24 protein-coding genes are annotated in these 25,338 nt (G+C 71.4%); 6 read left to right on the plus strand and 18 right to left on the minus strand.

Translation table 11 applies throughout. The features are described from left to right. The 3 genes from ACFYL4_RS07775 to ACFYL4_RS07785 are packed head-to-tail and all read left to right on the plus strand — an operon-like array spanning window position 1 to window position 2,842. Window positions 1-792 carry a Rossmann-like domain-containing protein gene (locus ACFYL4_RS07775; protein ID WP_387517789.1) on the plus strand — a complete coding sequence of 264 codons (792 nt, stop codon included), beginning with the start codon at window positions 1-3 and terminating at the stop codon, window positions 790-792. Beyond that, window positions 789-1,868: a GHMP kinase gene (locus ACFYL4_RS07780; protein ID WP_387517282.1), complete on the plus strand. Its 1,080-nt coding sequence runs from the start codon at window positions 789-791 to the stop codon at window positions 1,866-1,868. The genes ACFYL4_RS07775 and ACFYL4_RS07780 overlap by 4 nt, the downstream gene beginning before the upstream one ends. Continuing rightward, window positions 1,826-2,842, plus strand: a complete 1,017-nt coding sequence (locus ACFYL4_RS07785; protein WP_387517284.1) for a pyridoxal-phosphate dependent enzyme — start codon at window positions 1,826-1,828, stop codon at window positions 2,840-2,842. Before ACFYL4_RS07780 ends, ACFYL4_RS07785 begins: the two co-directional genes overlap by 43 nt. Window positions 2,843-3,017: 175 nt before the next feature. On the opposite strand, the gene ACFYL4_RS07790 is transcribed toward ACFYL4_RS07785, so the two are convergent. From ACFYL4_RS07790 to ACFYL4_RS07800, 3 genes are all read right to left on the minus strand, one after another. Next, window positions 3,018-3,686 (minus strand): methionyl-tRNA formyltransferase, encoded by a 669-nt coding sequence (locus ACFYL4_RS07790; protein WP_387517286.1) that lies wholly within the window; start codon window positions 3,684-3,686, stop codon window positions 3,018-3,020. Between the two features lie 238 nt (window positions 3,687-3,924). After that, on the minus strand, window positions 3,925-4,452 hold the full coding sequence (locus ACFYL4_RS07795) for a DUF6879 family protein (RefSeq protein WP_387517288.1): 528 nt from the start codon (window positions 4,450-4,452) through the stop codon (window positions 3,925-3,927). Beyond that, window positions 4,439-4,654, minus strand: coding sequence for a hypothetical protein (locus ACFYL4_RS07800; protein WP_387517290.1), 216 nt, complete (start codon window positions 4,652-4,654; stop codon window positions 4,439-4,441). Before ACFYL4_RS07800 ends, ACFYL4_RS07795 begins: the two co-directional genes overlap by 14 nt. A 129-nt stretch (window positions 4,655-4,783) precedes the next feature. On the opposite strand from ACFYL4_RS07800, the gene ACFYL4_RS07805 reads away from it, so the two are divergent. Continuing rightward, window positions 4,784-7,360 carry an ATP-binding protein gene (locus ACFYL4_RS07805; RefSeq protein WP_387517292.1) on the plus strand — a complete coding sequence of 859 codons (2,577 nt, stop codon included), beginning with the start codon at window positions 4,784-4,786 and terminating at the stop codon, window positions 7,358-7,360. 149 nt (window positions 7,361-7,509) lie between these two features. On the opposite strand, the gene ACFYL4_RS07810 is transcribed toward ACFYL4_RS07805, so the two are convergent. The 15 genes from ACFYL4_RS07810 to ACFYL4_RS07880 all read right to left on the minus strand — a co-directional run bounded on the left by ACFYL4_RS07810 (window position 7,510) and on the right by ACFYL4_RS07880 (window position 21,293). After that, complete coding sequence (locus ACFYL4_RS07810) at window positions 7,510-8,829, minus strand: YjiH family protein (protein WP_387517294.1); 1,320 nt, start codon at window positions 8,827-8,829, stop codon at window positions 7,510-7,512. Window positions 8,830-9,018: 189 nt separating this feature from the next. Continuing rightward, entirely contained in the window at window positions 9,019-9,621 is a 603-nt protein-coding gene (locus tag ACFYL4_RS07815; RefSeq protein WP_387517296.1) for a phosphotransferase family protein, read from the minus strand. Then, window positions 9,594-9,764 (minus strand): hypothetical protein, encoded by a 171-nt coding sequence (locus tag ACFYL4_RS07820; RefSeq protein ID WP_387517298.1) that lies wholly within the window; start codon window positions 9,762-9,764, stop codon window positions 9,594-9,596. Before ACFYL4_RS07820 ends, ACFYL4_RS07815 begins: the two co-directional genes overlap by 28 nt. A 168-nt stretch (window positions 9,765-9,932) precedes the next feature. Continuing rightward, window positions 9,933-10,187, minus strand: a complete 255-nt coding sequence (locus ACFYL4_RS07825) for a DUF397 domain-containing protein (protein WP_387517300.1) — start codon at window positions 10,185-10,187, stop codon at window positions 9,933-9,935. After that, window positions 10,187-10,576 (minus strand): DUF5753 domain-containing protein, encoded by a 390-nt coding sequence (locus ACFYL4_RS07830; RefSeq protein ID WP_387517817.1) that lies wholly within the window; start codon window positions 10,574-10,576, stop codon window positions 10,187-10,189. The genes ACFYL4_RS07825 and ACFYL4_RS07830 overlap by 1 nt, the downstream gene beginning before the upstream one ends. Window positions 10,577-11,121: 545 nt before the next feature. Then, window positions 11,122-11,634, minus strand: a complete 513-nt coding sequence (locus ACFYL4_RS07835; RefSeq protein WP_387517302.1) for a hypothetical protein — start codon at window positions 11,632-11,634, stop codon at window positions 11,122-11,124. 262 nt (window positions 11,635-11,896) lie between these two features. Further along, window positions 11,897-12,898: an ABC transporter substrate-binding protein gene (locus ACFYL4_RS07840; RefSeq protein WP_387517304.1), complete on the minus strand. Its 1,002-nt coding sequence runs from the start codon at window positions 12,896-12,898 to the stop codon at window positions 11,897-11,899. Beyond that, the gene (locus ACFYL4_RS07845) at window positions 12,895-13,680 is read right to left on the minus strand and encodes an ABC transporter ATP-binding protein (protein ID WP_387517306.1); all 786 of its coding nucleotides are present in this window, start codon (window positions 13,678-13,680) and stop codon (window positions 12,895-12,897) included. Before ACFYL4_RS07845 ends, ACFYL4_RS07840 begins: the two co-directional genes overlap by 4 nt. Next, window positions 13,680-14,804 carry an iron ABC transporter permease gene (locus ACFYL4_RS07850; RefSeq protein WP_357768842.1) on the minus strand — a complete coding sequence of 375 codons (1,125 nt, stop codon included), beginning with the start codon at window positions 14,802-14,804 and terminating at the stop codon, window positions 13,680-13,682. Before ACFYL4_RS07850 ends, ACFYL4_RS07845 begins: the two co-directional genes overlap by 1 nt. Before the next feature lie 333 nt (window positions 14,805-15,137). Continuing rightward, on the minus strand, window positions 15,138-15,845 hold the full coding sequence (locus ACFYL4_RS07855; RefSeq protein WP_387517309.1) for a haloacid dehalogenase type II: 708 nt from the start codon (window positions 15,843-15,845) through the stop codon (window positions 15,138-15,140). 399 nt (window positions 15,846-16,244) lie between these two features. Continuing rightward, on the minus strand, window positions 16,245-17,447 hold the full coding sequence (locus ACFYL4_RS07860; RefSeq protein ID WP_387517311.1) for a GDSL-type esterase/lipase family protein: 1,203 nt from the start codon (window positions 17,445-17,447) through the stop codon (window positions 16,245-16,247). Between the two features lie 6 nt (window positions 17,448-17,453). Next, window positions 17,454-18,056 (minus strand): TetR/AcrR family transcriptional regulator, encoded by a 603-nt coding sequence (locus ACFYL4_RS07865; protein ID WP_387517312.1) that lies wholly within the window; start codon window positions 18,054-18,056, stop codon window positions 17,454-17,456. Window positions 18,057-18,189: 133 nt separating this feature from the next. Beyond that, on the minus strand, window positions 18,190-18,936 hold the full coding sequence (locus tag ACFYL4_RS07870) for an SAM-dependent methyltransferase (RefSeq protein WP_387517314.1): 747 nt from the start codon (window positions 18,934-18,936) through the stop codon (window positions 18,190-18,192). A gap of 328 nt (window positions 18,937-19,264) precedes the next feature. Beyond that, window positions 19,265-20,263 (minus strand): ABC transporter substrate-binding protein, encoded by a 999-nt coding sequence (locus ACFYL4_RS07875; RefSeq protein ID WP_387517316.1) that lies wholly within the window; start codon window positions 20,261-20,263, stop codon window positions 19,265-19,267. Window positions 20,264-20,525: 262 nt separating this feature from the next. Next, a complete protein-coding gene (locus ACFYL4_RS07880; RefSeq protein ID WP_387517791.1) occupies window positions 20,526-21,293 on the minus strand; it encodes a siderophore-interacting protein in 768 nt (255 codons plus the stop codon). A 248-nt stretch (window positions 21,294-21,541) separates the two neighbouring features. Between ACFYL4_RS07880 and ACFYL4_RS07885 the strand changes: the two genes are divergently transcribed. Together ACFYL4_RS07885 and ACFYL4_RS07890 are read left to right on the plus strand one after the other, a co-directional pair. Next, complete coding sequence (locus tag ACFYL4_RS07885; RefSeq protein WP_387517318.1) at window positions 21,542-23,341, plus strand: ABC transporter ATP-binding protein; 1,800 nt, start codon at window positions 21,542-21,544, stop codon at window positions 23,339-23,341. Beyond that, window positions 23,338-25,128: an ABC transporter ATP-binding protein gene (locus ACFYL4_RS07890; RefSeq protein WP_357768855.1), complete on the plus strand. Its 1,791-nt coding sequence runs from the start codon at window positions 23,338-23,340 to the stop codon at window positions 25,126-25,128. The genes ACFYL4_RS07885 and ACFYL4_RS07890 overlap by 4 nt, the downstream gene beginning before the upstream one ends. Window positions 25,129-25,338 lie beyond the last annotated feature (210 nt).

The following is a 25,338-nucleotide window of genomic DNA, read 5'->3' on the forward strand; positions in this document are numbered from 1 at the left end:
ATCTCCGACCTCGGCACCCTCCACCAGCGGGTTCTCGACACCCCCGACCTCCCCGTCGCCACCAGCGTCTTCTGGGTCCACCACGGCACCCGCCTGGCCGGGGGCGATGTCACCTACCTCAACCAGTACGTCCTCGTACGCGTCGGTCGGGCCTTCGGCGCCTGCTCCTTCGAACCCGGCCAGCTCGACCCCGACGTGTGCGCCGACCTGTCCGGCAGACCCCTGGCCGACCTCCTGAGAGGCCCGGCCCCGGTACGGCTCGCCGCGTTGGACGCCTACCTGGGCCAGGACCGACCCCACTCCGAAGACCCCCGAGCCGAACCGGTCACCCTTCCCCACGGCACCCCCGAGGAGCGCGCCGTCGCCCGCGACCGCGCCATCGCCGGACTCCTCCCCGACCCCCAGGGGCGCCGGATCGCCCTGATCGGCGTGGTCAACCCCCTCGTCGCCGCGATCCGCGAACGCGGCGGCCAGTGCCTGCCCTGCGACCTCAACCTGCGCAGCACCCAGTGGGGCGACCCGGTCAACCCCGACATGGAGGAGGTCCTGGCCGAGGCCGACGCGGTCGTGGCCACCGGGATGACCCTCGGCAACGGCACCTTCGACCGCATCCTGGAGCGCTGCCGGGAACGCGGCCTGCCGCTGGTCCTGTACGCCCAGAGCGGCAGCGCCGTCGCCCGCGCCTTCCTCGGCTCGGGCGTCACCGCCGTCTCCGCCGAACCCTTCCCGTTCTCCCAGTTCAGCGCGGAACCGACCACCCTCTACCGCTACCGACAAGGAACACGAGAGTGACCCCAGGAACAGGACAGGCGACCTGCCACCACGGCGAGATCCTCCAGGGGGTGTTCCTCGACGAGCGGGGGCGCCCCACCCGTGGTCTGGTCACCCTGCCGATGGCCGAGCCCCGCACCCGCGCGGTGTTCACCCCCTTCTCCGCTCGGGTGCCCCGACACGTCGTCGTCGACCCGCCCGAACGCGCCAAGGCGGCCCGCGCCGCCGAACTGGCCGTGGAGGAGTGCGCGCGCGTGGGCGGGGTGACGCCGGTGGGCGGCTACCTCAGCGTCCGGGGCGGGGCCTGGCCCGGGCTGGGCATGGGCTCCTCCACGAGCGACGTGACGGCCGCCGTGCGCGCCGTCGCGGCGGGGCTCGGCGTGGAGCTGCCACCGGAGTCGGTGGCCAGGGTGGCGGTCGCCGCCGAGGGGGCCAGTGACCCGATCATGTTCGGCGACCGGCCCCTGCTGTTCGCCCAGCGTGAGGGCCGGGTGCTGGAGGAGCTGGGCCCGGCCCTGCCACCGATGGCGGTGGTGGGCTGTCTGACCGGAAGTGGCCAACCGGTCGACACCCTCGCGTTGAGGGGGAAGGCACGACGGGGGGACATCGCCGTCTACGAGAGGTTGCGTGCCGCCCTGCGTACCGCGATCGCCGAGGGGGACGTATCCGGTGTCGGGCACGTCAGTACCGAGAGCGCGATCCTCAACCAGCGTGTGCTGCCCAAGGACGAGCTGGGCACGCTGCGCGGGGTGGCACGTGCCTGCGGTGCGGTCGGCCTCCAGGTGGCCCACAGCGGCAACGTCGCCGGTGTGCTGTTCGACGCGGCCGCGCCTGGCCTCGCCGACCGGTTGGAGGAGGCCGCCCGCAGGCTGGACCGCGCGGGGCTCACCCCGCACCGCGTGTTCGCCACGTCCGACCGGACGGGTACGCCGACCACTCCGGCGGCGGGCGTCGGGGCACGGCCCGTCCTCACCGCGGTCGCGTCGGCCCCGGTCGCCGCGACCGCGCTCTCTCCACTCCCCACCCCTCCACCCCCTGACTCAGCGGAGCCGACTTGGACGAGCACGTTTCCGAATCCATCGCCAGACCCGACCTGATCGACCTGGGCGGAGGCCTGCTGTGCCTGCGCTTCGAGTCCATGAAGGTGGCCTCCGCGCTCGCGGCCGTGCGCCACCTGCTCGACACCGGGGTGGTCCGCCCCGGTGACACCCTCATGGACAGTTCCAGCGGCATCTACGCCTACGGGCTGGCGCTGGCCGCCCACCGGTACGGTCTGCGCTGCCACATCATCGGGTCCACCACCATCGACCAGCCGTTGCGGCTCCAGCTGGCGGTGCTGGGCGCGACCCTGGAGCAGATGCCGCCCTCGGACGACCTCAGACTGGACCAGCACCGCCGGGTCCGCCGGGTGCGGCAGGTGCTGCGGGAACACCCGGACTACCACTGGATGCGCCAGTACCACGACGTCGTGCACGGACTGGGCTACCGCGCGGTGGCCGACCACATCCGCAAGGAGACCGGTGACGGCCCGCTGACCCTGGTGGGCGGCGTCGGATCGGGGGCCTCCACCGGTGCGCTCGCCCGCTACCTGCGGGAGAGCGACCCGGAAACCCCGCTCGTGGGGGTCCAGCCGTTCGGCAGCGTGACCTTCGGCAGCGACCACGTCACCGACCCGCAGATCATCATCGCGGGCATCGGCAGCTCCATCCCGTTCGGCAACGTCGACCACACGCTGTACGACACTGTGCACTGGACCGCTTTCGACGCCGCCCTGGCCGGGAGCACCGACCTGCTCCGCCGCCACGCGGTCTTCGCCGGGCTCTCCTCGGGCGCCGCCTACCTCGTGGCCCGCTGGGAGGCGGCGGCCGCACCGGACCGGCGGGTGGTGTTCGTGGCCGCCGACACCGGGCACCGGTACGTGGACACGGTCTTCGCGCGGCACGAGGAGGCCGCCGACGTCGCCGACCTCGCCCCTCGCGAGGTCGGCGAACTCAAGGAGCTCTCCCCGCCCTGGTGCCGGATGGCCTGGGGGCGTCGAAGCGCCCCCGAACAGGCCGTGCACCAGGACTGACCCGGGGATCGCCGAGCGGTTGTCCCGCGCGGTGCGGTCACGAACGGTCCGGGGCCGGGTGGTGCGAGGACGAAGCTCCGCCCGGCCCGCGCGGTCCGCCCGGCCCGAGGCCGCGAGACGGGGAGGCCTCCGCACTCCTCGAACCCGGCCCCCGATCACCCTCCGGTCCGTCGCGTCACGGAACGGGCGTGACCTCGCGGGACTCGGTGATCCAGAGCGGTTCGCCGTCTCCGCACACGACCCGCGTCCCCTCGGCGGGCTCCAGGCTGGTGCGTTTCACCACGAGCCGGGCACCGTCGACCTCGGCGACCGGGTGCTCGGGCGAGCGCATGAAGCGGTGGGTTCTGACCTGGTCGTGAATCGCGCGGGCGTCGTCGGACCAGCGGATGCGCGCGAAATCCTCCTCCATGAACCCCGCGTAGGAGGCTGTCGCGTGCTCCTGCGGATCACCGGGGTTCCCGGCCACGACGCGGGCCAGAGCTGTGCGGAGCAGCGCGTAGGTGACCGGCATCGCGTCCGCGCAGTAGTTCGACCAGGTGATGTCGTCGGCCAAGGGTACGCCGTCCTGTTGGGCGAGGACGTTGCCCGTGTCGAACTCCTCGTCCATCCGGTGGACGGTGACACCTCCGGTGCGATCGCCGTTGCGAATGGCCCAGAGCAGCGGCGCCGGACCCCGGTACTTCGGCAGCATCGACACGTGGACGTTGATTACGCCGTGTCGCGGGATGTCCAGCACGGAACGGGGAAGCCTCCACGCGAAACCGAAGACGATCACCAGGTCGGGTCGGTAGCTCTCCAGCGCTCGGGCCAGGCCCTCGACACTGCCGGGGAGTAGGAGATCCATTCCCCGTGGAAGGACATCGAGGATCGCCGAGGTCGTTTCCGCCGCGTCGTCGAGGTTGGGGCCGCCGGAGCGCAGAGAACGTCCTTGGAAGTAGGCGGCCGGAAGGTGGCCTGAGTCCGCGCAGGACGCGTGAATAGTGCGGAACTCGTCGGCTCCGGAGGAGATCACGCAAATGCGGAGAGGGGTCGACATCTCCCTGTTTCTCCATGAATAGAGTTTTTGATCCTCGGATATACGGTCATTTCAGGAGGAAATCACCGTGGGGGACAGCGCGATTCCACGCTGATGCGAACGCCTGAGCGCACAGCTTCACCACGTCCGGTTCGGTGCTGATCTCGTTGCCCACCCAGCCGCCGTCTCCGGTGAAATGGTTGAACAGCACTTTCGCTCCGTCGAAGATCCAGCAGTCGTTCCCGGGGAGAGCCAGGCTGGAGGCGCGTTGGCGCGGCAACCAGCGAATGTCCTCTCCGGCCCCGAGGTTCTGGGGAGTGCCCTCGTGCTCGAAACGGATGTACTCGCTCACCGGTTCGGAGACGATGCGCACTCGACGCAGGGACACGTTCCGCGCGGCGGTGGCCCGCATCAGTTCGAGCCAGCCGGCCTTGCTCCGCGCGTCCTGTTCCGGCCCCCAGTCGCCGACGCGCCACCTCTCGACGTCGGCCTGCTCCTCGGCGACCGCGTAGTGGTCGCGCATCTCCAGGTGGTAGGCGGATTCCCGGCACTCCTGGAAGATCCGTGCCCAGCCCTCGGCGTCAAGAGACTCCACTCGTACCGTCCTTCGGAAGGTGGTCGAACAGACTGGCCGGGACCCGGGTCACCGTTTCGCCGCTGGGGATTTTCATCTGCTCCAAATCGCTCGGATCGCTGATGGCGTATCCCTGGACGATGAAATCGCCGCTTTCCTCATCTCGGTACAAACGGGGTGAACCGCCTTGCCCGGTAGTGCCGCCGACGAACTCGATTCTCATGAGAGCCTCGCATGTCTCAACGTCATGAACCTGGGGGAATGCTCGATCGGTTGCAGGGATAATAGCATCCGTAGTGGGCCCTAAGAAGAGGTTCCGTAGCGCTCGTTCCCTATGCGCATAATGGGGCGTATGGTGATCGCATCTGAGGAATGGGGCGATCAGCCTGTGGGTATCGTTCTCGGGAGTCAGGGCCGGTGTGCCAGGCGGTTCCGGAGGAGACGAACAGGAGCGGATGTGACTCGACGGCCGAGCCACCACGACGACGATGCGGAGCCGGATTCGAAGGTCCGCAACACGTTTTCCGCCCCGACCGGTAGTGGCGTGGTTCAGGCGCGTGACATCGGCGGTGGCGTGCATTTCCACACCCCGGCACCGGCACCCCTGCGCCGTCCGGCCCAACTCCCCGGGGAGCCGCGCGGATTCGTCAACCGCACCGATGAGGTAAGACTCCTGGATTCCCTGTTGGGGAACGCTTCCACCGGAGCCCCGGACCATGGAGTTCTACGGATCGCTCTGGTCGTGGGTACGCCCGGGGCGGGTAAGTCGTCTCTCGCTGTTCACTGGGCGCATCGGGTCAGGAACCACTTCCCCGACGGTCAGTTATACGTCAACCTGCACGGATACGATCCGGGACCACGGGTGGCGACATCGGACGTACTCGGTCGCTTCCTGCGGGCCCTGGACGTGCCGTTGGATCGCATCCCCGCAGGGGAGGAACCGCGCGCCGAGCTGTTCCGTTCCGTGACCGCGGAACAGCGCGTGCTCATCGTCCTGGACAACGCCGCGGGAGTCGGGGACGTCAGACCGCTCCTCCCCGGGTCCCCGAACTGCCTGGTCACGATCACGAGCCGTACGCGCATGTCTGGTTTGGTCATACGAGAAGGGGCGCACCGCGTGAGTGTGGAGACGTTGTCACCAGCAGAGTCGGTGCGGTTGCTGCGCACCGTCATCGCCGGACACCGCACCGGTGACGATGAATCCGACCTCGTCGAACTCGCTCGTTTGTGTGCCGGACTGCCACTCGCACTGAGAATCGTGGCCGAGCGGGCCGCCGCACGACCGCATATGCCGTTACGCGACCTGATCACCGAGCTGCGCGACGAGTCCGGGCTCTGGGACGCGCTGTCGGTGCCCGGAGAGGGCGCGGCCGATGAGGCGGACGCGGTGCGCACGGTCTTCGCCTGGTCCTACCGCGCACTCTCGCCACCTGTTGCCCGCGTGTTCCGTCTGCTGGGGTTGCATCCGGGCCCCGAGTTCTCCGTCGAAGCCGCCGCTGCCCTCACAGCCACGACCCCGGTACGCGCCCGGAGGTACCTGGACGTCCTGACCGGGGCGCACCTGTTGGAGGAGTGCGGTCACGACCGCTACCAGTTCCACGACCTGCTGCGTGCCTTCGCCACCGACCAGGCCAGGCACTGGGAACCGGAGGACGGCCGGAGGGAGGCGCTGCGGCGCGTCCTGGTTTGGTACCTGCACTCGGCCGCCGCGGCCGCCCGCACCGGATCAGCCGCCTACGGGATGGCCCTGGACCTCGAACCCCTTTCCGGTCCCCGGGACGAGCCGGTCGAGGCGGTGGAGTTCCACGAGGCCAAGGCGGCGATCGCCTGGTACGAGGCCGAACGCGACAACCTCATCAGCTCCGTACGTGTCGCGGACAGTCACGGCATGCACGGAATCGCCTGGCAGATTCCCGCGACCGTGACCATGCTCATCGCCGACAGGGAACCGGCGGACACGTGGCTGCCCGCCCAACGGCAGGCCCTGTCCTCCGCGCACTCCGTCGGTGATCGGTACGGCGAGGCGATCACCCTCGACAACCTGGGGATCGCCTTCCGGCACCTGTATCGCTTGGATGAGGCCGACGCGTGTTTCTCCGCCGCGTTGGCGGCCTTTCGGGAGCTGGGCGACACGTTCGGACAGGCCAAGGCGGCCAACGGGCTCGGTGTGGTCCGTCTGTTCGCGCACCGGTTCGAAGAAGCCGCGTCCTGCTTCGAGCAGGCTCTGGAACAGGCGGTCCAACTCGACGATCCGGTCTACGTGGGGGCCTTCACCCGCAACCTCGGTTGGGTGCTCCTCGAACACGGTGCTCCCGAAGGACTCGGCCGGGCCGAGGAGCTCCTGAACCGCTCCGCCACCGTTCTGGCCGCCACGAACGAGCCCCTGGAACAGGCCGAAGCACTGACCCTTCTGGCGGCGGTCCATCGACGGGCGGGGCGCCACACCTCGGCTCAGGAGACGGCGGAGCGGGCGCTGGCCATCGCGGGGACGGCGGACGGGAAACTCTTCGAAGGACTCGCTCTCCTGGAACTGGGGCGGATTCTGCTGGCGCGTGGGAAGGGAACCGAAGCGCTCGGCTGCCTTCAGCAGGCCGCCGTCCTGTTTCCGCGGGTGGGCCGCCTGGATCTTCAGGCCGCAGCCTGGGGCGTCACCGGCGAGGCCTACCTGTCGCTCGGGCGCGCGGAGGACGCCGTGGCGTTCCACCGACAGGCGATCGCGGTCTTCCACGCCAAGGGAGATCAGTGGTCCCAGGCCCTCTCCCTGGCCCACCTCGCGACAGCGCTCACGAGGCAGGGGAGTTCCGACGAGGCGGGGGAACGCCGCCGCGAGGCGTTGGGGTTGCTCAGGTCCTTCCCGGGGCCGGCGGCGCGGGCGCGACGTTCCGACATCGAGGCGCAGGCCCAAGCCCCTCGCCGACCTCTGACCTGAGGTGCGCGGGGCAGACGGCCGCTGTTTCGGGAGGGAACGGGGCTACCCCAACCGCCGAGGGCACGGGTCATGGCCGATGGCACCGAATCCGGGCAGGTCTCACCAGAAGACTCCGACCCCTCGCGGCCGGAGAACCCGCGGTCTCGTGGTCAGAGACCGACCAGGAGGTAGGCGAGCGGGCCCGCGACGAGGATGCTCAGGATCACCCGCTGGAACCAGATCACCACGAGCTGGCCCACGGTCAGCGGAATGCGGGTGGCCAGGACGCAGGGGACGAGGGCGGAGAAGAAGACGATCGAGGACACCGACACGACCCCGACCACCAGACGGAGCACGAGGTCCTCGGACCCGGCCGCCACGGTCGCGGGCAGGAACACCTCCGCGATCCCCACCGCGACCGCCTTGGCGGCCAGCACGGGGTCGGAGAGCCCCACCACCCAGGTGAAGGGCACGAACACGTAGGCCAGCAGGTCGAAGACCGGGGTGGAGTGCGCCACGACCAGCCCGAGGGTGCCCACGGACATGATCGACGGCAGGATGGACATGCTCATCCGGACCCCGTCGACGAAGTTCACCCACACGTTGCGCGGCAGGGACGGCGCGGCGCGCAGGGCCCTCCGGACCTCGCCCCAGGCGTGCCCGAGCCGGTTCCCGGTGACCTCCTCCTCGGGCTGGGGGGTGGCGCCGGGAAAGGGCTCGTCGGGGATGCGGCTGAGCGGGGGGACGCGCACGAGGACCGCGGTGACCGCGTAGGTGACGAAGAAGGTCAGGAAGAAGTAGGTCAGCCAGATCCCCATCAGGTCCAGGGTGTTGGCGATGACGACCATGAAGGTGACCGAGACCGTGGAGAAGCCGATCGCGATGATCGCCGCCTCCCGGCCGGTGTAGCGCCCGGACTGGTAGACGCGGTTGGTGATGAGCAGTCCCAGCGAGTAGCTGCCCACGAAGGAGGCGGCGGCGTCCACGGCCGAGCGCCCGGGGACGCGCCACACGGGCCGCATGACGCGTTGTAGCAGGACGCCGACGAACTCCATCAGTCCGTATCCCATCAGCATCGCGAGGAAGACGGCGCCGACCGGCACGAGGAGGCCGACGTTGACGGCCACGGCGTTGAACAGGAAGGGGGCGAGGTCGTCGGCCATGACCAGGTCGGGGCCCGCGTCCAGGACGACCATGGAGGCCACGGCCAGGCCCACGACGTTGAGCAGGGAGAACACGAGGGAGACCCGGCTGCGCCGCCACGTTCCGGTGACGAACGGGACCACGGTTCCGGCCGCGATGATCAGCCAGATCACGTGGGGGAGCGCGGGGCCGAGGGCGGCCTGGAGGAGGGTGACCAGGTGGTCCAGGGGGATGGCGCTGCGGTCCCCGACGGTGACGGGGACGAAGAACATGACGATGCCGATACCGCTGTAGACGATCAGGCGCCACGTCCCGGCCGGTCTCGCGGGGGTCGTGTTGTCGCTCACGGGGGCTCCTCCTGCTTCCGGAAGGGGAGTATTCCGGGAATCGAAGCAGAAAGTGATCTGGGACACGTGGGTGCGAGGAGAGAAAGCGTCCGAGATCTCGGACATCCTGCGCCTGTCCGCAGCTGCCCACCTACGGCACCGGCATCCGCGCCGGTGCCGTAGGCGGGAGCGGGTGCGAACGGGCGACTCTCACATACGGGCCCTGAGCACGTCGACCTCGCAACCCGGTGCGAACGGGTCGAACCCGTTCTCGGCCAGCCAGCGGACGATCAGCAGGCCGCGCAGCGACCACCACCCCGTGATCACGTCGCGGTCGACGTCGGTGCCGTAACCGGCGAGGAGGTCGTCGAGGCGGTCCTCGTGCCCGAGGGTGAAGGTGGCCAGGTCGTACAGGGCGTCGCCCCGGCCCGCCTCGGACCAGTCGATGACGCCCGTGACCTCGTCACCGTCGAGGAAGACGTGCGCGATCTGGAGGTCGCCGTGCGTGAACGCCGGGGTCCACGGCCGGAGCGCGGCCTCGGCGACCTCCCGGTTGCGGGTGACCAGCTCGGCGGGGAGGACTCCGTTGGCCACGAGAGCCGCGCACTCGTCGTCGAGTTTCCTGGCCAGGACGTCGATGCTCCGGCCCGCCTGCCCCAGTCGAGACGGTGGAGGCGCGTCGTGCAGCTGCCGGATGACAGCTCCCGCCGCGGCCCATGCCGCCGCTGACCCGGACGCCTCACCGCCGAGGCTCCCCAACGTTGCTCCCGGCAGCGCGGCGATCGCTAGCGCGGGCGGCTCGTGCCACAGCACTTCCGGTGTCGGAACGGGGGCAGGGACATCGCCTCGACCTCGGCGGCCATGCGCTCCCGGTCGGCGTCCACCTTCAGGAAGACGTCCCCGACGCGCAGGGTCGCGCGCTCGGAGTGGGCGACGACGACTTCGATCTCATCCATAGACGGCCAGTATCCCGGGGGCGATCGCCGACGTCACCGGGTTTTCTCCGGCGGAGGTGACAGCCTCGGACCTCCTCGGACGACGGACACCTACCCCCGGACTCCTTCGTTCCCGGTAGAGACGGCTGGCCGCCCCGGGAGCCGGGTTCCAGGAGCCGGGTACCGGGCTCAGAACGGGGAGACACGCAGTAGCGCGGACCACTCGGAGGAGGGGAAGGAGAGGTAGCCCAGGTCGCGCTGCGTGGAGTCGCGCACGGCGAACCGCTGGGGCTCGCCCAGGAAGGGGCCCGCTTCGACACACTGCCCACCAGTGTCAGAGCTGTAGCTGCTGATGTGCCAGCCGACCTCCACGCACTGGCCGCCGCCGTTCACGCTGTAGCTATTGGTGCGCCAGCTAGTCACGGTCGACGTGTCCCGATTCATTACAGCTTCCTCTCCAAGGCCGCTATGAACGCGACCGAGTCCTCAGGACTCAAACTCATCTCCTGCAATCGACCGTATACCTCGTCCAGTTTGTCGACGTCGCCGCGTTCCAGGTAGATCCCGCCACCACGGCTTTCGATGTGTGCGACTGTGGAGAAGGGAGCGCCCAGATCGAGCAGGGTGAAGGCACCCTCTGGGCTGGGATGAGCACCGATGTCAAATGGCAGCACGCGGAATGAGGCGAGGCCTTCCTCCGCCATCTTGCGCAGACGCGCCAGCTGCTTCTTCATGACGTCGACACCGCCGATGGGGCGACGTAGCGCCGATTCATCCAGCACTACCTCATGCTCCTTTGGTGACTCCTCGCGCGGGATCTTCTGGCGATCCATCCTTAGCTTGACCCATCGATCCACCTGTTCCGCACTTGTGCCAGCGTCTGTGCCGACCAGTGAGTGCTGGTCAGCAAGTCTGCTCCCCGCGCACGCGGGGATGGACCCTTGCTGATGGCCGAGGAACTGCGTTGCAGGTACTGCTCCCCGCGCATGCGGGGATGGACCGGGACCTGAACTGGGAATCACCGAAGTGGCGAAGGGAGCCATCACCCCTCCCCGCCAGGGAGAGCAAGCTCCGGAAGCCCAGGTCATAGCTGGACACATACTCGATCATCGTCCCGTCCGGGCCCCAGATGTACGTCACCACGTCGACGATCATGAGGGACCCGTCCGGGATCTCCTACCCTTCGCCCCCGGCAGCCCGAGATAGCCGTTTCCGGGCCCGTCCTCGGCGCTCACCTCGGGGGCGACCCCACGCTCCCGGAGACGGTCAGGCCTTCCGGGAGATCGTCGCCGGGGCCCGTCGGCATCCGAGCCGTCCGCGCCGGAGCGGGTCACGGCCACCGCGATGACGAGCGCCGTTGCGGCGATACAACGTCACATCAGCTTCCCATCAAGGATTCTCTGAGGTACACGGTGACCGTGCTCTCCGGTTCCATCTCTTCCCCGGGCGGATAGAAGATCGCGACGCGGACATCGTGGCTCTCCAGTCTCGCGTTGCACACCCGCACCCCTCCCTCCTGGGCATCGAGGAAGTCCCGCGGGATTCTCAGCCTCTCCGCGTCGCCGTCCTGAATCCGTGCGACCGGGATGGGGTTGGTGTCTCCCAGCGCCTCACACACGGCTTCGGAGTCCGCGCCGGTCGTCGCGTAGTTGATCCAGTAGGTCGTGCTCCCGTTGGGGAACTCCTCGGCGCCGTGGACATCCAGCTCCGCCACGTCCTCGCGCGGGGGCATTTCGCTGAACGCTCGGTAGGCCTCCTCGGTCTGATCGACCACCTGCCCCTCGCCGCCGTTCTCGTCGGTGCGCCCGGCGCCGAACGAGCATCCGGCGAGGAGCACCGTGATTCCCGCGCATGCCAGGAGTGACCGCATCCGACCCCTCGTCTTCGACACTGAGTAGACTCCTTCGCTCGTCCCGGCGTCGGAGGCACCGAACTCGCCGAACGCCCGCGCGATGCCCCGACGCGCAATCTTCTGAGGTCATCGTCTTTGATGCCGGGGGGACCGATTTCGTCGTCCCCCACCTTGATCGAGGACCAGTACGAGAAGGCCTACGTTGTCCACCGCGCGGACCTCGCCGCACCTTCGAGGGTTCCTACCACTTCCAGGCCTGCGGCCCCGACACCGACGCCGGACTACCGGGAGAGCCCGGGCCTCAGGAACTCAGCGCGCGCAGGTACTCCGCGAACCCCTCCAGACCGTCGATGACCCGGGGGCCGGAGATCCCCTCGTTGTAGTCCAGCACGAAGAAGTTCTCCTCCACCACGGCCGGGACCTCCGCCATGGTGGGGGACGACGTCAGGAAGTCGATCTTGTCCTGGGCGGGCTGGTCCCCGTAGTCCAGGATGATGATCACCTCCGGCTCGGACTCCACCACGGCCTCCCAGCCCACCTGGGTCCACCGCTGCTCCAGGTCGCCGAAGACGTTCTCGCCCCCGGCGTGCGTGATGATGTCGTCCGGCGGCACCTGGTTGCCCGCCGTGAAGGGCTGGTCGGTGCCGGAGTCGTACAGGAACACCCGGACCGGTTCACCCTCGGGCGCCTGTTCCCGGACCGCCTCCACCCTCTCGCGGTACCCCGCCACCACCTCGGCGGCGCGCTCCTCGACCCCGAAGATCAGGCCCAGCCGCTCCAGGTCGGTGTAGAGCCCCTCGAACGGCCGTACCCGCTCGGGGTGCCCCGGGTAGTTGAAGCAGGACTCGGCGTGCATGAAGCTCTGCACCCCGATGCCGTCGAGGATCTCCGGGGTGATACCGCGTTGGTCGCTGAAGCCCGAGTTCCAGCCCGCGACCACCAGGTCCGCCTCGGCGTCCACCACCAGCTCCCGGTTGAGCAGGTCGTCGCTGAGGAACTCCACCGCCGCGTAGTCGTCGGCCCACGGCGACTCCTCCACCGGCGGGTTGGCCGGGGGCATCACGTAGCCGTGCACGTGGTCCACCAGCCCGAGCGCGAACAGTTTGTCGGCGCTGCCGCCCTCGTAGGCGACCACCCGCTCCGGCGTGGTGTACTCCACCTCCTCACCGCAGCGCGGCACGGTGACGGGCCCGGCCCCGGCCTCGGAGACCCCCTCGACCCGCGCGCCGCACCCGGCGAGCACGACGGTGAGGGCGACCAGGGGCACCAGAACGAGGGGGCGCGGGCGTGTTGTGGGGGTCATGCGTGTTCCTTCCGTGAGGGCGGGAGCCGGTACAGCAACTGGGGGCCGCCGGTGAGGGGATGGGGGACGACGGTGGCGTCCACGCCGAAGACCTCCCGGAGCAGGTGGGGGGTGAGCACCTTCTCCGGGCTGCCCGCCTCCACGAGCGCCCCCTCGGAGAGCACTCCGATGACGTCGCAGGCGGAGGCGGCCAGGTTGAGGTCGTGCAGCACCACCAGCACGGTCACACCCACGTCCCGGAGCAGGGAGAGCAGGTCGAGCTGGTGGCGCACGTCGAGATGGTTGGTGGGCTCGTCCAGCACGAGCACGCGGGGCTCCTGTACCAGCGCGCGCGCGACCAGGACCCGCTGGCGCTCGCCGCCGGACAGTTCGAGCACACCGCGCCCGGCCAGGTGGGCCACGTCCAGCAGTTCCATCGAGTCGCGGCACAGCTCGCGCTCGCGTTCGCTCAGCGGCTGGTTGCCGCGCAGGTGCGGGGTGCGGCCCAGGGCCACCAGCTCCTCGACGGTGAAGTCGAGGTCGCTGCCGTTCTCCTGTGTGAGGGCGGCGACGCGCTGGGCGCTGGCGCGCGGGCTCATCGAGGTCAGGTCCTCCCCGTCCAGGAGGACCCGGCCCGCGCTGGGCCCCAGGGCCCGGTACACACAGCGCAGCGCCGTCGATTTCCCGGAGCCGTTGGGGCCGACCAGGCCCACCACCTGGCCGTCGGGTACGTCGAGGGTGAGCCGCCGCACGATCCTCGTGCCGCCCAGGTCCACCGAGAGGTCGTCGATGCGCAGGTCCATCAGCGTCCTCCGAACAGGTAGCCGCGTCGCCTCATGAGGGTGATGAACACCGGGACGCCGACCAGCGCGGTGATCACGCCGAGGGGCAGCTCGCGGGGGGCGACCGCCACCCGCGAGACCAGGTCCACCCAGACCATGAGCAGCGCGCCCGCGAGCGGGGCCACGGTGAGCACGCGGCGGTGGTCGGCGCCCACGAGGATGCGCACGACGTGCGGCACCACCAGACCGACGAACCCGATCGCGCCGCTGACCGCCACCATCGCTCCGGTCATCACGGCGGTGAGGGCGAACAGGAGCCGCCGCAGGCGGTCGGCGTCCACGCCCAGGCTGGCGGCGGTCTCGTCGCCCAGTGTGGTGACGTCCAGGGAGCGGGCCAGTGACCGCAGCAGGAGCGCTCCGAGGATCACGGCGGCCGCGACCACGGGCAGGGACCCCCAGGTGGCGGCTCCGAAACTGCCCATGGTCCAGAAGAGCACGGTGCTGGTGGCCTCGTTGCTGGGGGCGAGGTAGACGATCACGCTCATGATCGCCTGGAATCCGAAGGACAGCGCCACCCCGGTCAGGACCAGGCGCAGTGGGGTGACCCCCATGCGCGAGTAGGAGACTGCGTAGACGAGGAGGGTGGCGGCCAGGGCGCCGGCGAAGGCCCCGGCCGAGACCGCGTGCACGCCCAGGGCCGCGGCTCCGCCCAGCACGCTGACCAGGACCGCGCCGACGGAGGCCCCTGAGGAGACACCGAGGATGTAGGGGTCGGCGAGGGGGTTGCGCACCATGGCCTGGACGGCCACGCCGACCGCGCCGAGCCCCGCGCCCACGACCGCGGCGAGGAGCACGCGCGGAGTGCGGATCTCCCAGATGACCTGGTAGCGGGTGACCTCGTCGGCCTGGATGGCCCCTCCGGTCAGGGCGGCCCACAGGTAGCGGACGGTCTCCTGAGGGGGGACCACGGCCGAGCCGAGACCGATCGCGACGACCACGGACGCGGTCAGTGTCAGGGTCAGGACGAGGGACGCGGTGGCGGTGCCCGCGGGGGTGGTCAGCCAGCGGCGTCGGACGGCGGGCGGGGGTTGCTCCGGGACTCCCGGGGGAGCGGGGGGAGTGGTGCGAGCGGGGGCGTGCCGCATCCGGCCTCCCTTCCTGTGGGGGATGAGAAACGAGTGGATATGAAAACGGTTTTCATTCTAAGCACATACTTGGCCGCTCGCGTCCACTTTCGGAAGAACGGGGCCCGGGCGGGGCCAGTACGGGCCGGTGGCGACCGCGGCGAGGGCCCGGAAGAGGCAGGGCTGGAGAGGAGGCGGGCGCGGCGGGGGCTGGGGAGGACGGACGGGGCGGGGCAGGGGGTCAGGTACGGCGGGCCCGGACGCACGAAAGCGCCCGCTGGCGGCACCGTGTCTCCCGAAGGCCATGAACCGGGAGAAGACGGGCCCCCAACGGGCGCGGAGCCCCGATGAGGGTCAGAGGGCGTTGAGCTGGATCGCCAACGCGTCGAGGCTGGGAGCGGTCAGGTCGAAGGCGTCCGTCGCGCGCGGCGGGTCACCGACGGGCCGCTCGACGTAGGCGGTCCGCATGCCGAGCTCTTGGGCGCCGCGCAGGTCCCAGGCGTGCGCGGCCACCATGAGCAGCCGCTCGGACGCGGTGTCCGCGTTGGCGATGGCGAGCCGGTAGACGTCCGGGTGTGGCTTGTAGGAGCGCGCGTCCTCCGCCGAGAGCACCTGGTGCCAGCGCAGACCGGCATGGGAGCTGATGCGGGTCAGTGCCGCTCCGCTCGCGTTGGACAGACCCACCACCGGGTAGCGCGAGGCCAGCCGGTCCAGGGCCCGCGCCGAGTCGTGCCAGGGCGCCAGGCGCTGCGCGGCGGCGGCCAGGTCGCGGATCGCCCCCTCGTCGTCGACCTCCGCCTCGACCGCCACCCTGCCGGCCGCCTCCAGGTCGATCACGGCACTGTTCGCATAGGGCGCCTCCCCAGCGAGGATCGCGCGCTGGCGCTCCTCCACGTGCCCGGACCACACACCGAGGAGTCGCCGCGCCTCCGTGTCGTCGGCGTCGGGGAGCAGAGCGCGGATACCCCGTTCGATCCCACCGGGTTCGTCGACCATCGTGCCGAGGACGTCGAAGACGACCACGTCGATGTCGAGGGCGGGTACTGCGGGAGTTGAGGTCACGGGAGGGCTCCTCGGTGGCTGTGTCCGCGCCGCCCGGTCGCGCGGGCTCGGTGTCGGATGGGGCCACGGACGGGGGCGGCGGCGCGCTGCCGCCGGACCGCACCGGGCCCAGTGAGCATAGCCCGCCGGGTACGTCAGGGTTCGGTGCGCCCGGGTGGTTCCTGCCCGCGTGTGTCGGACGGCCAGGACAGGGCTGGGCGGCGGTGCGCGCGTGTCGGCCGACGCGACGCCGTCGCTGGTCCGACGGTGTCGGGCACCGGTCCCTCGGCCGACCGGTGGGCCGACCTGAGCCCGGTCGTTTCGGGCTGGCGCGGCCCGGGCACGACGGCGCCGACCGGTGACGAAGGCTCCACCTGCGACGCGACCGCGCCGTCCGGTGACCCGGGCCTCACCTCGGGCTCAGCCGGTGCCGGTGCCGGAGCCGGAGACCGGGGCGAAGGCGCCGCCGGGCCCGAAGACCAGCTCCGCGAAGCGTGTCCCGATCCGCCGGTGGGCGGCCGTGTCGGGGTGCAGGCGGTCGGGCAGCGGCAGCTCCTCGTGGTCCTTCTCTCCGTAGAGGTCGCGCCCGTCCAGGTAGGACAGGTACGGGTCCTCGGCGGCACGCTCCCGCACGATCCTGGAGAGCGTCTCACGGATCGAGGTGAGCGTGAGCTTCCCGGCGGAGGCCTCCGCGGCGGAGCCCGTGGCCCGGAACACCTTGCGCCCCGTGCGCAACGCCTCGGGGTCGAACGCGGTGGGGCCGGGGGTGTGTTCGTGGATGGGGCACAGGATCGGCGAGACGACCAGCAACGGGACGTCGGGGTGGCCCTCGCGGATGGTGTCCAGGAAGCCGTGGACCGCCGGGCCCAGGGCCCGCGCGCGCATCAGGTCGGCGTTGACCAGGTTGATGCCGATCTTCACGCTGATCAGGTCGGCCCGGGTGTCCCGCATCGCGCGGGCGGTGAACGGGTCCAGTAGCGCGTTGCCGCTCAACCCCAGGTTGACCAGGTCCACGGGCTCGTGGGCGGCGGCCACGGCGGGCCAGGTCGAGGTGGGTCCGCCAGCGTCCGAACCGTGGCTGACGGAGCTTCCGTGGTGCAGCCACACCCGGCGGCCCCGGTCCGGGACCGGCTCCACCGGTGCGTCGGTGCGCAGGGCCACCAGCTGGGTGGCCTCGTCGTGGGGAAGCCAGATCTCCACGTCCTTGACCCGGTCGGGCAGGCCCGTGAAGCGGGCGGTGCCGACCGGCCCCGCCCTGTGTTCGAGGGAACCGGTGGCCATGTCGAGAGTCAGGGTGTCGCCGTCGGGCACGGTGGTGCTCGCGGTGAGGAGGCCGTCCACGAGCAGTTCGTACACCCCGTCCGGTCGGGCGGAGATCCCGGGGTAGACCCGCTTGGTCGGCAGGACGTCGAGCTCGACTGCGGTCGCGCGGGTGCGCAGAAGCATCCGTACGCCCGAGGGCTGGACCTCGGCCAGGCCCAGCAGGGGGTCGGGGTTCTGGGCACGGGCCCGGGCGGGCAGCCGGTGCGGGATCAGGCCCCGTTCGGTGCGTTCCCACTCCAGGGCGCCGAGCAGGAGGTCCGTGGTGACGGGGGTGGTGATCCAGTGGTTCTCGGTGCGCATGGGGTCCTACTCGTGGGAGGTCGGCTCGTGGGAGGTCGGGACGGCGTCGGGCCAGTTCCGCAACAGGTGGTCGAGCACGTCCAGCGTCCGCGTCCAGGACTGCTGGGAGTCGGGGGCGCTGTGGTCGAAGCCCCCGCCCAGTTCCAGGAAGACGTAGCCGTGCAGGACGCTCCCCAACAGGCGGACGGCGTGGGTCTGCTCGGGTTCCTCGATGTCGTAGCCGCGCAGCAGCGCGCGTGTCATGCGGGCGTGCCGGACCCCGGCGCTGTGCGCCGCCGTCTCGGTGTCGAGCGGGCGCTGGGTGGCGGCATAGCGGCCCGGATGGGCGCGGGCGTAGTCGCGGTGGGCGTCGGCGAGGGCCACCAGGGCGTCCCTGCCGGAGCGGCCCGCGAGGGCGTCGGCGGAGCGGTCGGCCAGCTCTTCCAGCGCCAGCAGCGTGATGCGCGTGCGCAGGTCGCGGGAGTTGCGCACGTGCGAGTATAGGCTCGCGACCCGCACGCCGCAGCGCCGGGCCAGTGCGGACAGGGTCGCCTGGTCCAGGCCGACCTCGTCGGCCAGGTCGGCGCCCTCCCGGGTGAGGCGTTCGGGTGTCAGGCCAGCGCGTGCCAAGGGGTTCCTCCTCTTTTCCGAAAGCGATCCTACGTTTACCTAAAGGTTGTAGGCAAATCTCGGAGGGGTGAGGAAACAGCGGGGCCGGGGCGGGAGATCCCGCCCCGGCCCCGAACCGCCGGTCAGCACGTCGTCAGCGCCTCATGAGCGCGAAGACCCCCCAGCCGAGGAACTCGCGCGAGTAACGCGTGTACCGGACCGGCTCGGTGTCCAGTTCGGCGCGCACCTCGGCCGACATCTCGTCGTCGGGATTGCGGTCCAGCCATCGGCGCATGGCCAGCCACTGCGCCGCGCTGTACCGGTCCCAGCTGTCCTGGTCGGCCAGCACCATCTCCACCACGTCGTACCCCAGCTCGCCGAACCGGCCCACCAGCCCGTGCAGGGGCAGGAAGTCCGCCAACGATGTGGCGTGGCAGGCCTTCGCCGTCTCCTCGTCCGGGGGCGTGCGGCGCCAGTAGGGTTCGCCGACCAGCATCAGGCCGCCGGGTCGCAGGCTCCGTTCGAGCAACTCGACCGTCCCGGGCACGCCGCCGCCGATCCACGTGGCGCCCACGCACGCGGCGAGGTCCACCGGCTCCTGCGCGACGTGACCGGCCGCGTCACCGTGGACGAAATCCACCCGGTCGGCCACACCGAGCTCCTCGGCCCGCGCACGGGCCTGCTCGGTGAAGAGCGTGCTGATGTCGACGCCCGTCCCCGTGAAACCGAGGTCGCGCGCCCAGGTGCACAGCATCTCGCCCGACCCGCTGGCCAGGTCGAGCACCCTCGTCCCGGGCGGCAGGCGCAGCGCCTCGCCCAGGACGGCGAACTTCTCGGGGGTCAACGGGTTGTGGATGCGGTGGCCGCTCTCCCTGATGGTGAAGATGCGGGGCAGGTCCATGGTCGGTTCCTTTCCGCCGGTCGCTCCGGCGGCTGGAGTGCGGTGTTCCGGTCGGGGCGCTCGATGCCGGGCGGGCGCGGCGCGCCCACCGACCTCGGAGCGGAGGCGGTGGGAGGAGCGCGGTGCCGTCGGTGAGCGGTCACCCCGCCAGTCTGACCGTTTCGGGGTCGGGCGCCGGTCAACCCTGGGCCAGCCCCGGGATCGATCCCGGCCACCCCGGGATCAACCTGCCCTCATGAGACGGGCTCGTATCCGGCACCGTACCGACCGGACGCGACGGAACCGCCGCATCGTCACGCGGCTCTGTGGCGCTCCGGCCCGGGACCCCTCAGTCCTCCAGGGTCTGCTGGATCAGGGGGACGATCTCGTCCAGGGCGTGGTGGACGCCCAGGGTCGAACCGCTGGAGAACGCGTTGACCAGCTCCGGGTCGTCGAGGACGAGCAGGCGTCCGGCCTCGGCGGAGGGGATGCCCTGGAGGACGGGGTCACCGTCCAGGAACTCGGCGGCCTCGTCGCCGATGGGGAAGACGATGGTGAGGTCGGCGTCCAGTTCCTCCACGAGCTCGGAGCTGAGGTCGGTGTAGAAGGCTCCCTCGGCCCGCTCGACCAGCTCCGGCTTGTACTCGAAGCCCAGCTCGGCCAGGAGGTCGGCCCGGGTGTCGCCGGGCACGTAGGCCCCGTACTGGCCGTCGAAGTAGGCGCCCACGGCGATGGTGAGGTCGCCGAACTCGGGGTGGTCGGCGCGCAGCTCCTCGAAACGGCCCTCCAGCTCGGTGACGAGCTCCTCGCCGCGCTCCTCCTCGCCCAGGACCTGGGCGACCTGGCGGGTCTGCTGCTGCCAGGTGGTGCCGTAGGTGACCTCCACGCCCGGCGGCGGGCCCACCACGGGGGCGACCGGGGAGAGCAGGTCGTGGCGCTCCTGGGAGTTGTCGGAGCGCGTGTCCAGGATGACGTCGGGGGCCAGGGTGGCGATCGCCTCGATGTTGGGCTCCATGGTGCCGAGCTGTTCGGGCTCGGATTCGAGCAGTTCGGCCGCCCAGGGCCCCACGCCGGTGCCGCCGTACCCCTGCCAGTCGGCCACGCCGACGGGCTGGACGCCCAGGGCGAGGGCGGTCTCGGCGTCGGACCAGCCGAGCGCGACCACGTTCTGGGGGAGGTCCTCGATCTCCACGTCGCCGAAGAGCGTCTCAACGGTGACCGGATAGCCCTCGGAAGCCTGGCCCGTCGGCTCCGAGGAGGAGCCCGCGCCGCCGCAGGCGGCGAGCAGGACGGTGGACAGGGCGCCGGCGGCGACCAGACCGCGTCGGGTGGACGGACCGGGGTTCATGGGACCTCGCTGATGAAAGTGAGCTTAGCCTTGCCTAAGCCGGGTTCGACCAGGTTAGCGCGGATCGTGCGCGGTGTGACCCTCGGGGGAGGAGTGGTGTGGGCCACCGCGGGGATTCCGAGGCGTCCCACGGAAAGGGGCGACCCCCGCCGGAGGAGGCGCCGGGAAGGGGAGGCCCGACTCCGGTGCGCGGCGCGAACGGAGGCCACCCGACGAGCCTGTGAGGGCGTTCGCTCCTCGGCGCGTGCGGACGGATCGTCCCTCAGTCGACCCCGGCCACGCCCGCGCGCCAGTAGCCCACGAACGTGATGTCGTCCTTGGACACCGACCGCTCGCGCACCAGGGCCCGGCGCAACCCGGTGGGGAGCGCGTTCTCCCCCGCGACCCAGCAGTACGGGCGTCCCTCGGGCAGTTCGGCGGCGCGGACCGTCTCCAGTGCCAGGCGGCCGGGGGTGGCGTGGGCGTCCTCGCGCGGCAGCCAGTGCACCTGTACCCCGGGAGGGGCGTTCAGCGGGCGCACGTCCCGGGGGGAGGGCACCTCCAGGAACACCTGGGCGCGCAGGTCGCGCGGGGCCTGCTCCACGATCGACAGCAGGGCGGGAACGGCGCTCTCGTCGCCGACGAGCAGGTGCCAGTCGGCGTCGGCGGGGGGAAGGTAGTAGACGCCCTCGGGGAACAGGCCGACCTCGTCGCCCTCGCTGGCCGAGAGGGCCCAGGTCGAGGCGGGTCCGCCGTCGCCGTGCGCCACGAACTCGATGTCCAGTTCCAGGGCCTCGGGGTCGAACCGGCGCATCGTGTAGTTGCGGACGTAGGGGCGCACGTCGTCGCCCATCTCGCGGTACCGCGGATACCAGCCGTCGTCGTCGGCGTCGGGCAGGACCAGCCGCTCCTGCCCCGGTCGGCGGAGGAAGACCCGCACGCACTGGTCGTTGCCGAGGAACTCGAACCGGGACAACTCCGGGCCGCTGACGGTCACGGTGACGAAGTGGTCGGTGGTCCGCTCGGTGCGTACGACCCGGGAACGGATCATCTGGCGGTGGCGCGGGGGCTGGATACGCAAGCGGGTGACCCTTCGCGGAGGAGTGTCGACGGGATGTGAGGTTAGGCTAACCAATATCATGGTGTCTCGGCAATGGCCGTACCGGTGCCAACCGGGACAACCCGTGGTCGGAGGCCGTGACCCCGCTGGCTACCCTGGGTCGGTCGGGACGACCCCACGGTCCGAATCCCCCTCCCCGCCCCTGCGCCACACCACTCCCACCCGAACGGAGTCACCCCGTGACCGCGGCCACCGCCGACGCCCACCAGGCCGCCGCCGAGCCCGTCCCCGGCACCGCCAAGGCCCTGCGCACCCGAACCCTGCGCCGCCAACGGGGCCGGGTCGCCCTCGGCGCCCTCCTGCTCTCGCTCCACCAGACCTGCGAGGTCCTGGTCCCGGTGGCGATCGGGCTCACCATCGACCTCGCCGTCACCACCGGCGACACCACCGCGCTGCTGTGGTGCGTGGCGGGCCTGGCCCTGCTCTTCACCTGCCTGGCCTCCGCCTACCGCTTCGGCGCCCGCTTCGCCCTGAGCGCCACCGAACGCGAAGCCCACCTGCTGCGCCTGGAGTCCGCCCGCCGGGTCCTGCACCCGCGCGGCGAACTCAGCGGCCTGCGCTCAGGTGAGATCCTCGCGGTCGCCACCTCCGACGCCGAGCAGGTGGCCACCTACGTGCGCGCCTGGGCCATGGGGATCGCGCAGGTCACCGCGATCGTCGTCACCACCGCCACCCTGCTCGCCATCAACGTCCCCCTCGGGCTCGGGGTCCTCCTCGGCGTGCCGCTGATGCTCCTACTGCTCAGGATTCCCGCCGCCCGGATCACCCGCCGCACCGAGGCCAAACAGGCCACCGCCGCCCGCGCCACCGCGATGGCCACCGACCTGGTCGGCGGGCTGCGCGTGCTCATGGGCATCGGCGCCCGGCACAACGCCTCCCTGCGCTACCAGCGGGCCAGCGAGCGCGCCCTCACCGCCTCTGTGGGCGCCGCCGCCACCAACGGCCTCTACACGGGACTGGTCACCGCCGCCGGAGCGGTCTTCCTCGGCGTCGTCGCCGGTGCCGCCGGGTGGATGGCGCTCCGCGGGCACCTGACCATCGGCGAACTCGTCATCGTGGTCGGCCTCGCCCAGTTCCTCACCGAACCGGTCCGGGCACTGGGCCTGGTCGGCCAGCTGTTCGCCATCGCCCGAGCCTCCGCCCAGCGCCTGACCCGACTCCTCAACGCCCCGGACGCCGTCCACCCCGGTGACCGGCTCCTCCCCGACGCTCTCCCCGAGGTCCCGCCCGCCGTGGAACTGCGCGGCGTCTCCCACGGCACACTCGACGACGTCGACCTGACCCTGGCCCAGGGAGAGTTCGTCGGCATCCTCACCACCGACCCCCGTGACGCCGAAGGCCTGGTCGACCTCCTCGCCGGACGAGCCGAAGGAGCCGGAGGCACCGCGCTCGTCGGCGGCCGGCCCGTCCCCGAACTCGACCTCACCTCCCTGCGGCGCGCCGTGCTCGTGGAAGAGCACGGCAGCGTCCTGTTCGAGGGCACCCTGCGCACCAACCTCGTGGTCAGCCGGACCGCGCGCGGCGGACACACCGCTCCCTCCACCGAAGCCGCGGCGAACACCGACGACGATCGGTTCCTGCGCGAAGCCCTGGCCGCGGCAGCCGCCGAGGACCTGGTCAGCGGCCATCCCGACGGGCTCGACCGGCCCGTCGCCGACCGAGCCGCCAACCTCTCCGGCGGTCAGCGCCAGCGGGTCGCCCTCGCTCGCGCGCTGGTCGCCGACCCTCCCGTGCTGGTGCTGCACGACCCCACCACGGCGGTCGACGCCGTCACCGAGGCGGCCATCGCCCAGGGCACCGCCGCACTGCGCGCCGCCCGAGCCCCCGGCGGAGCCACCCTGGTCATCGCCAGCAGCCCCGCGCTGCTGGCACGCGCCGACCGGGTGGTGGTCCTGCGCGAGGGCCGCGTGCACGCCGAGGGCACCCACGCACGACTGGCCGAAGACGACCCCCACTACCGTGAGGCGGTGCTGCGTTGAGCACGGAACCCACCACCGAACCCGGGGCGCCCGCCACGGCCGCGACCCCGGAACTCCTGCCCACCGCCGACGCACGGCGTACCTGGGCCGTCCTCGGTGACGGGCTGCGGGCCATCCCGTGGACGACCGCGCTGGCCCTGGCCACCGTGCTCCTCGGCAGCGCCGCCGGACTCGTCGCGCCGTGGGTGCTCGGTTCCATGGTCGACGACATCTCCCAGGGCGCCGGACCGGAGGCGATCCTCCGGTCAGCCGCCCTCATCGCCGGGGCCGCCGTGGTCGGCGGCGTCTTCGTGGGACTCGGCGCCTGGCAGGTCAGCCGGGTCGGTGAGACGGTCCTGGCCCGCCTGCGCGAACGCGTGATGGAACGCGTCCTGCACATGCCCGCGGCGCGCCTGGAGAAGGTACGGATCGGCGACCTGCTCTCCCGGGTCGGCGACGACGTGGCGGTGGTCACCAACGCCATCGCGCGCAACGGCCCCGAGGTCGTCACCGCCCTGGCCATGGTGGTGCTCACCACCGCCGGAATGGCCGCCCTCGACTGGCGTCTGGGCCTGGCCGGGCTCGCCGCCCTGCCCTTCTACGTGTGGGCGGTGCGTTGGTACATGCCGCGCTCGGGCCCGTACTACGCACGTGAGCGGATCGCCATGGGAGAGCGTTCGCACGCGCTCATGGGTGCCCTGCGCGGCCGGGGCACCGTCCGCGCCTACCGTCTGGAGGAGGAGCACGAGCGGGTCATCGCGGACCGGTCCCGCACCGCCATGCGGCTCACCATCGACGTGTTCTACCTCTTCACCAGGCTCGGCGCGCGGATGAACGGCTCCGAGTTCGTGGGGCTGGGCGCCGTCCTGGTCGTGGGCTTCTTCCTGGTGCGCGGTGAACTCGCCACGGTGGGCATGGTCACCGCCGCCGCCCTGTTCTTCCACCGGCTGTTCGGGCCGATCGGGTTCCTGGTGATGAACTTCAACGACGTCCAGCAGGCCGGGGCGAGCCTGGCCCGTCTGGCGGGGGTCATCGACCTGCCGGTCGCCGACGACCCGCGAGCGGAGGAGGGCCCCGCCGGTTCCTCCCTGCGGGTGGAGGCGGTCAGCCACTCCTACGCCCCCGGGGCCCCGCGCGCCCTGGACCGCGTCTCGCTCAGGGTGGCACCCGGGGAGCGGGTGGCGCTGGTCGGTGCCAGCGGAGCGGGCAAGACCACCCTGGCCGCCGTGGTCAGCGGTCTGCGGGCGCCGACGTCCGGGACGGTGTCCCTGGGCGGGATTCCCCTCGACGACCTCGGTGAGGCGCGTGTGCGCGAGCACGTGTTCCTGGTCAGCCAGGAGACCCACGTGTTCGCCGGGACGCTGGTGGAGGACCTGCGCCTGGCGCGTGCCGACGCCACCCCCGAGCAGGTGCGGGACGCTCTGGAGACCGTGGGCGCTCTCGACTGGGCGCTCGCCCTGCCCGAGGGCCTGGAGACAGTCGTGGGGGAGGGCGGTCACGCGCTCACCGCCGAACAGGCCCAGCACCTGGCCCTGGCCCGGCTCGTCCTGGCCGACCCCGACCTGGCGGTGCTCGACGAGGCCACCGCCGAGGCGGGCAGCTCCGGGGCGCGCCGTCTGGAGGACGCCGCGGTCGCCGCCACCAAGGGCCGGACCACCCTGGTGGTCGCGCACCGCCTCACCCAGGCGCAGACGGCCGACCGGGTCGTGGTCATGGAGCAGGGGCGGATCGTGGAGGAGGGCACCCACGACCAGCTGGTCGCCGACGGCGGCCGCTACGCGCGGCTGTGGCACAGCTGGCGGGGCTGACCCGCCCGCACACGGAGGAGGGGGTGCCCGCACCGGCGGGCACCCCCTTCCCCTGTGTTCGGGGCCGGTTCTCGTCAACGCCGGATGCTCCGCGTTGACGCGCACCGTGCCCCGCCCCGCCCTCCCCGCCGTCGTGGGGCGCCTGTCGGGCGGGTGACCCTGGTCCCAGATCAGGGGCCGCCCTGGGACCGGCTCTGGCATACGACTAGT

The organism is Nocardiopsis sp. NPDC006938 (assembly GCF_042869555.1).
In the GTDB taxonomy this organism is placed as follows: Bacteria; Actinomycetota; Actinomycetes; order Streptosporangiales; family Streptosporangiaceae; genus Nocardiopsis.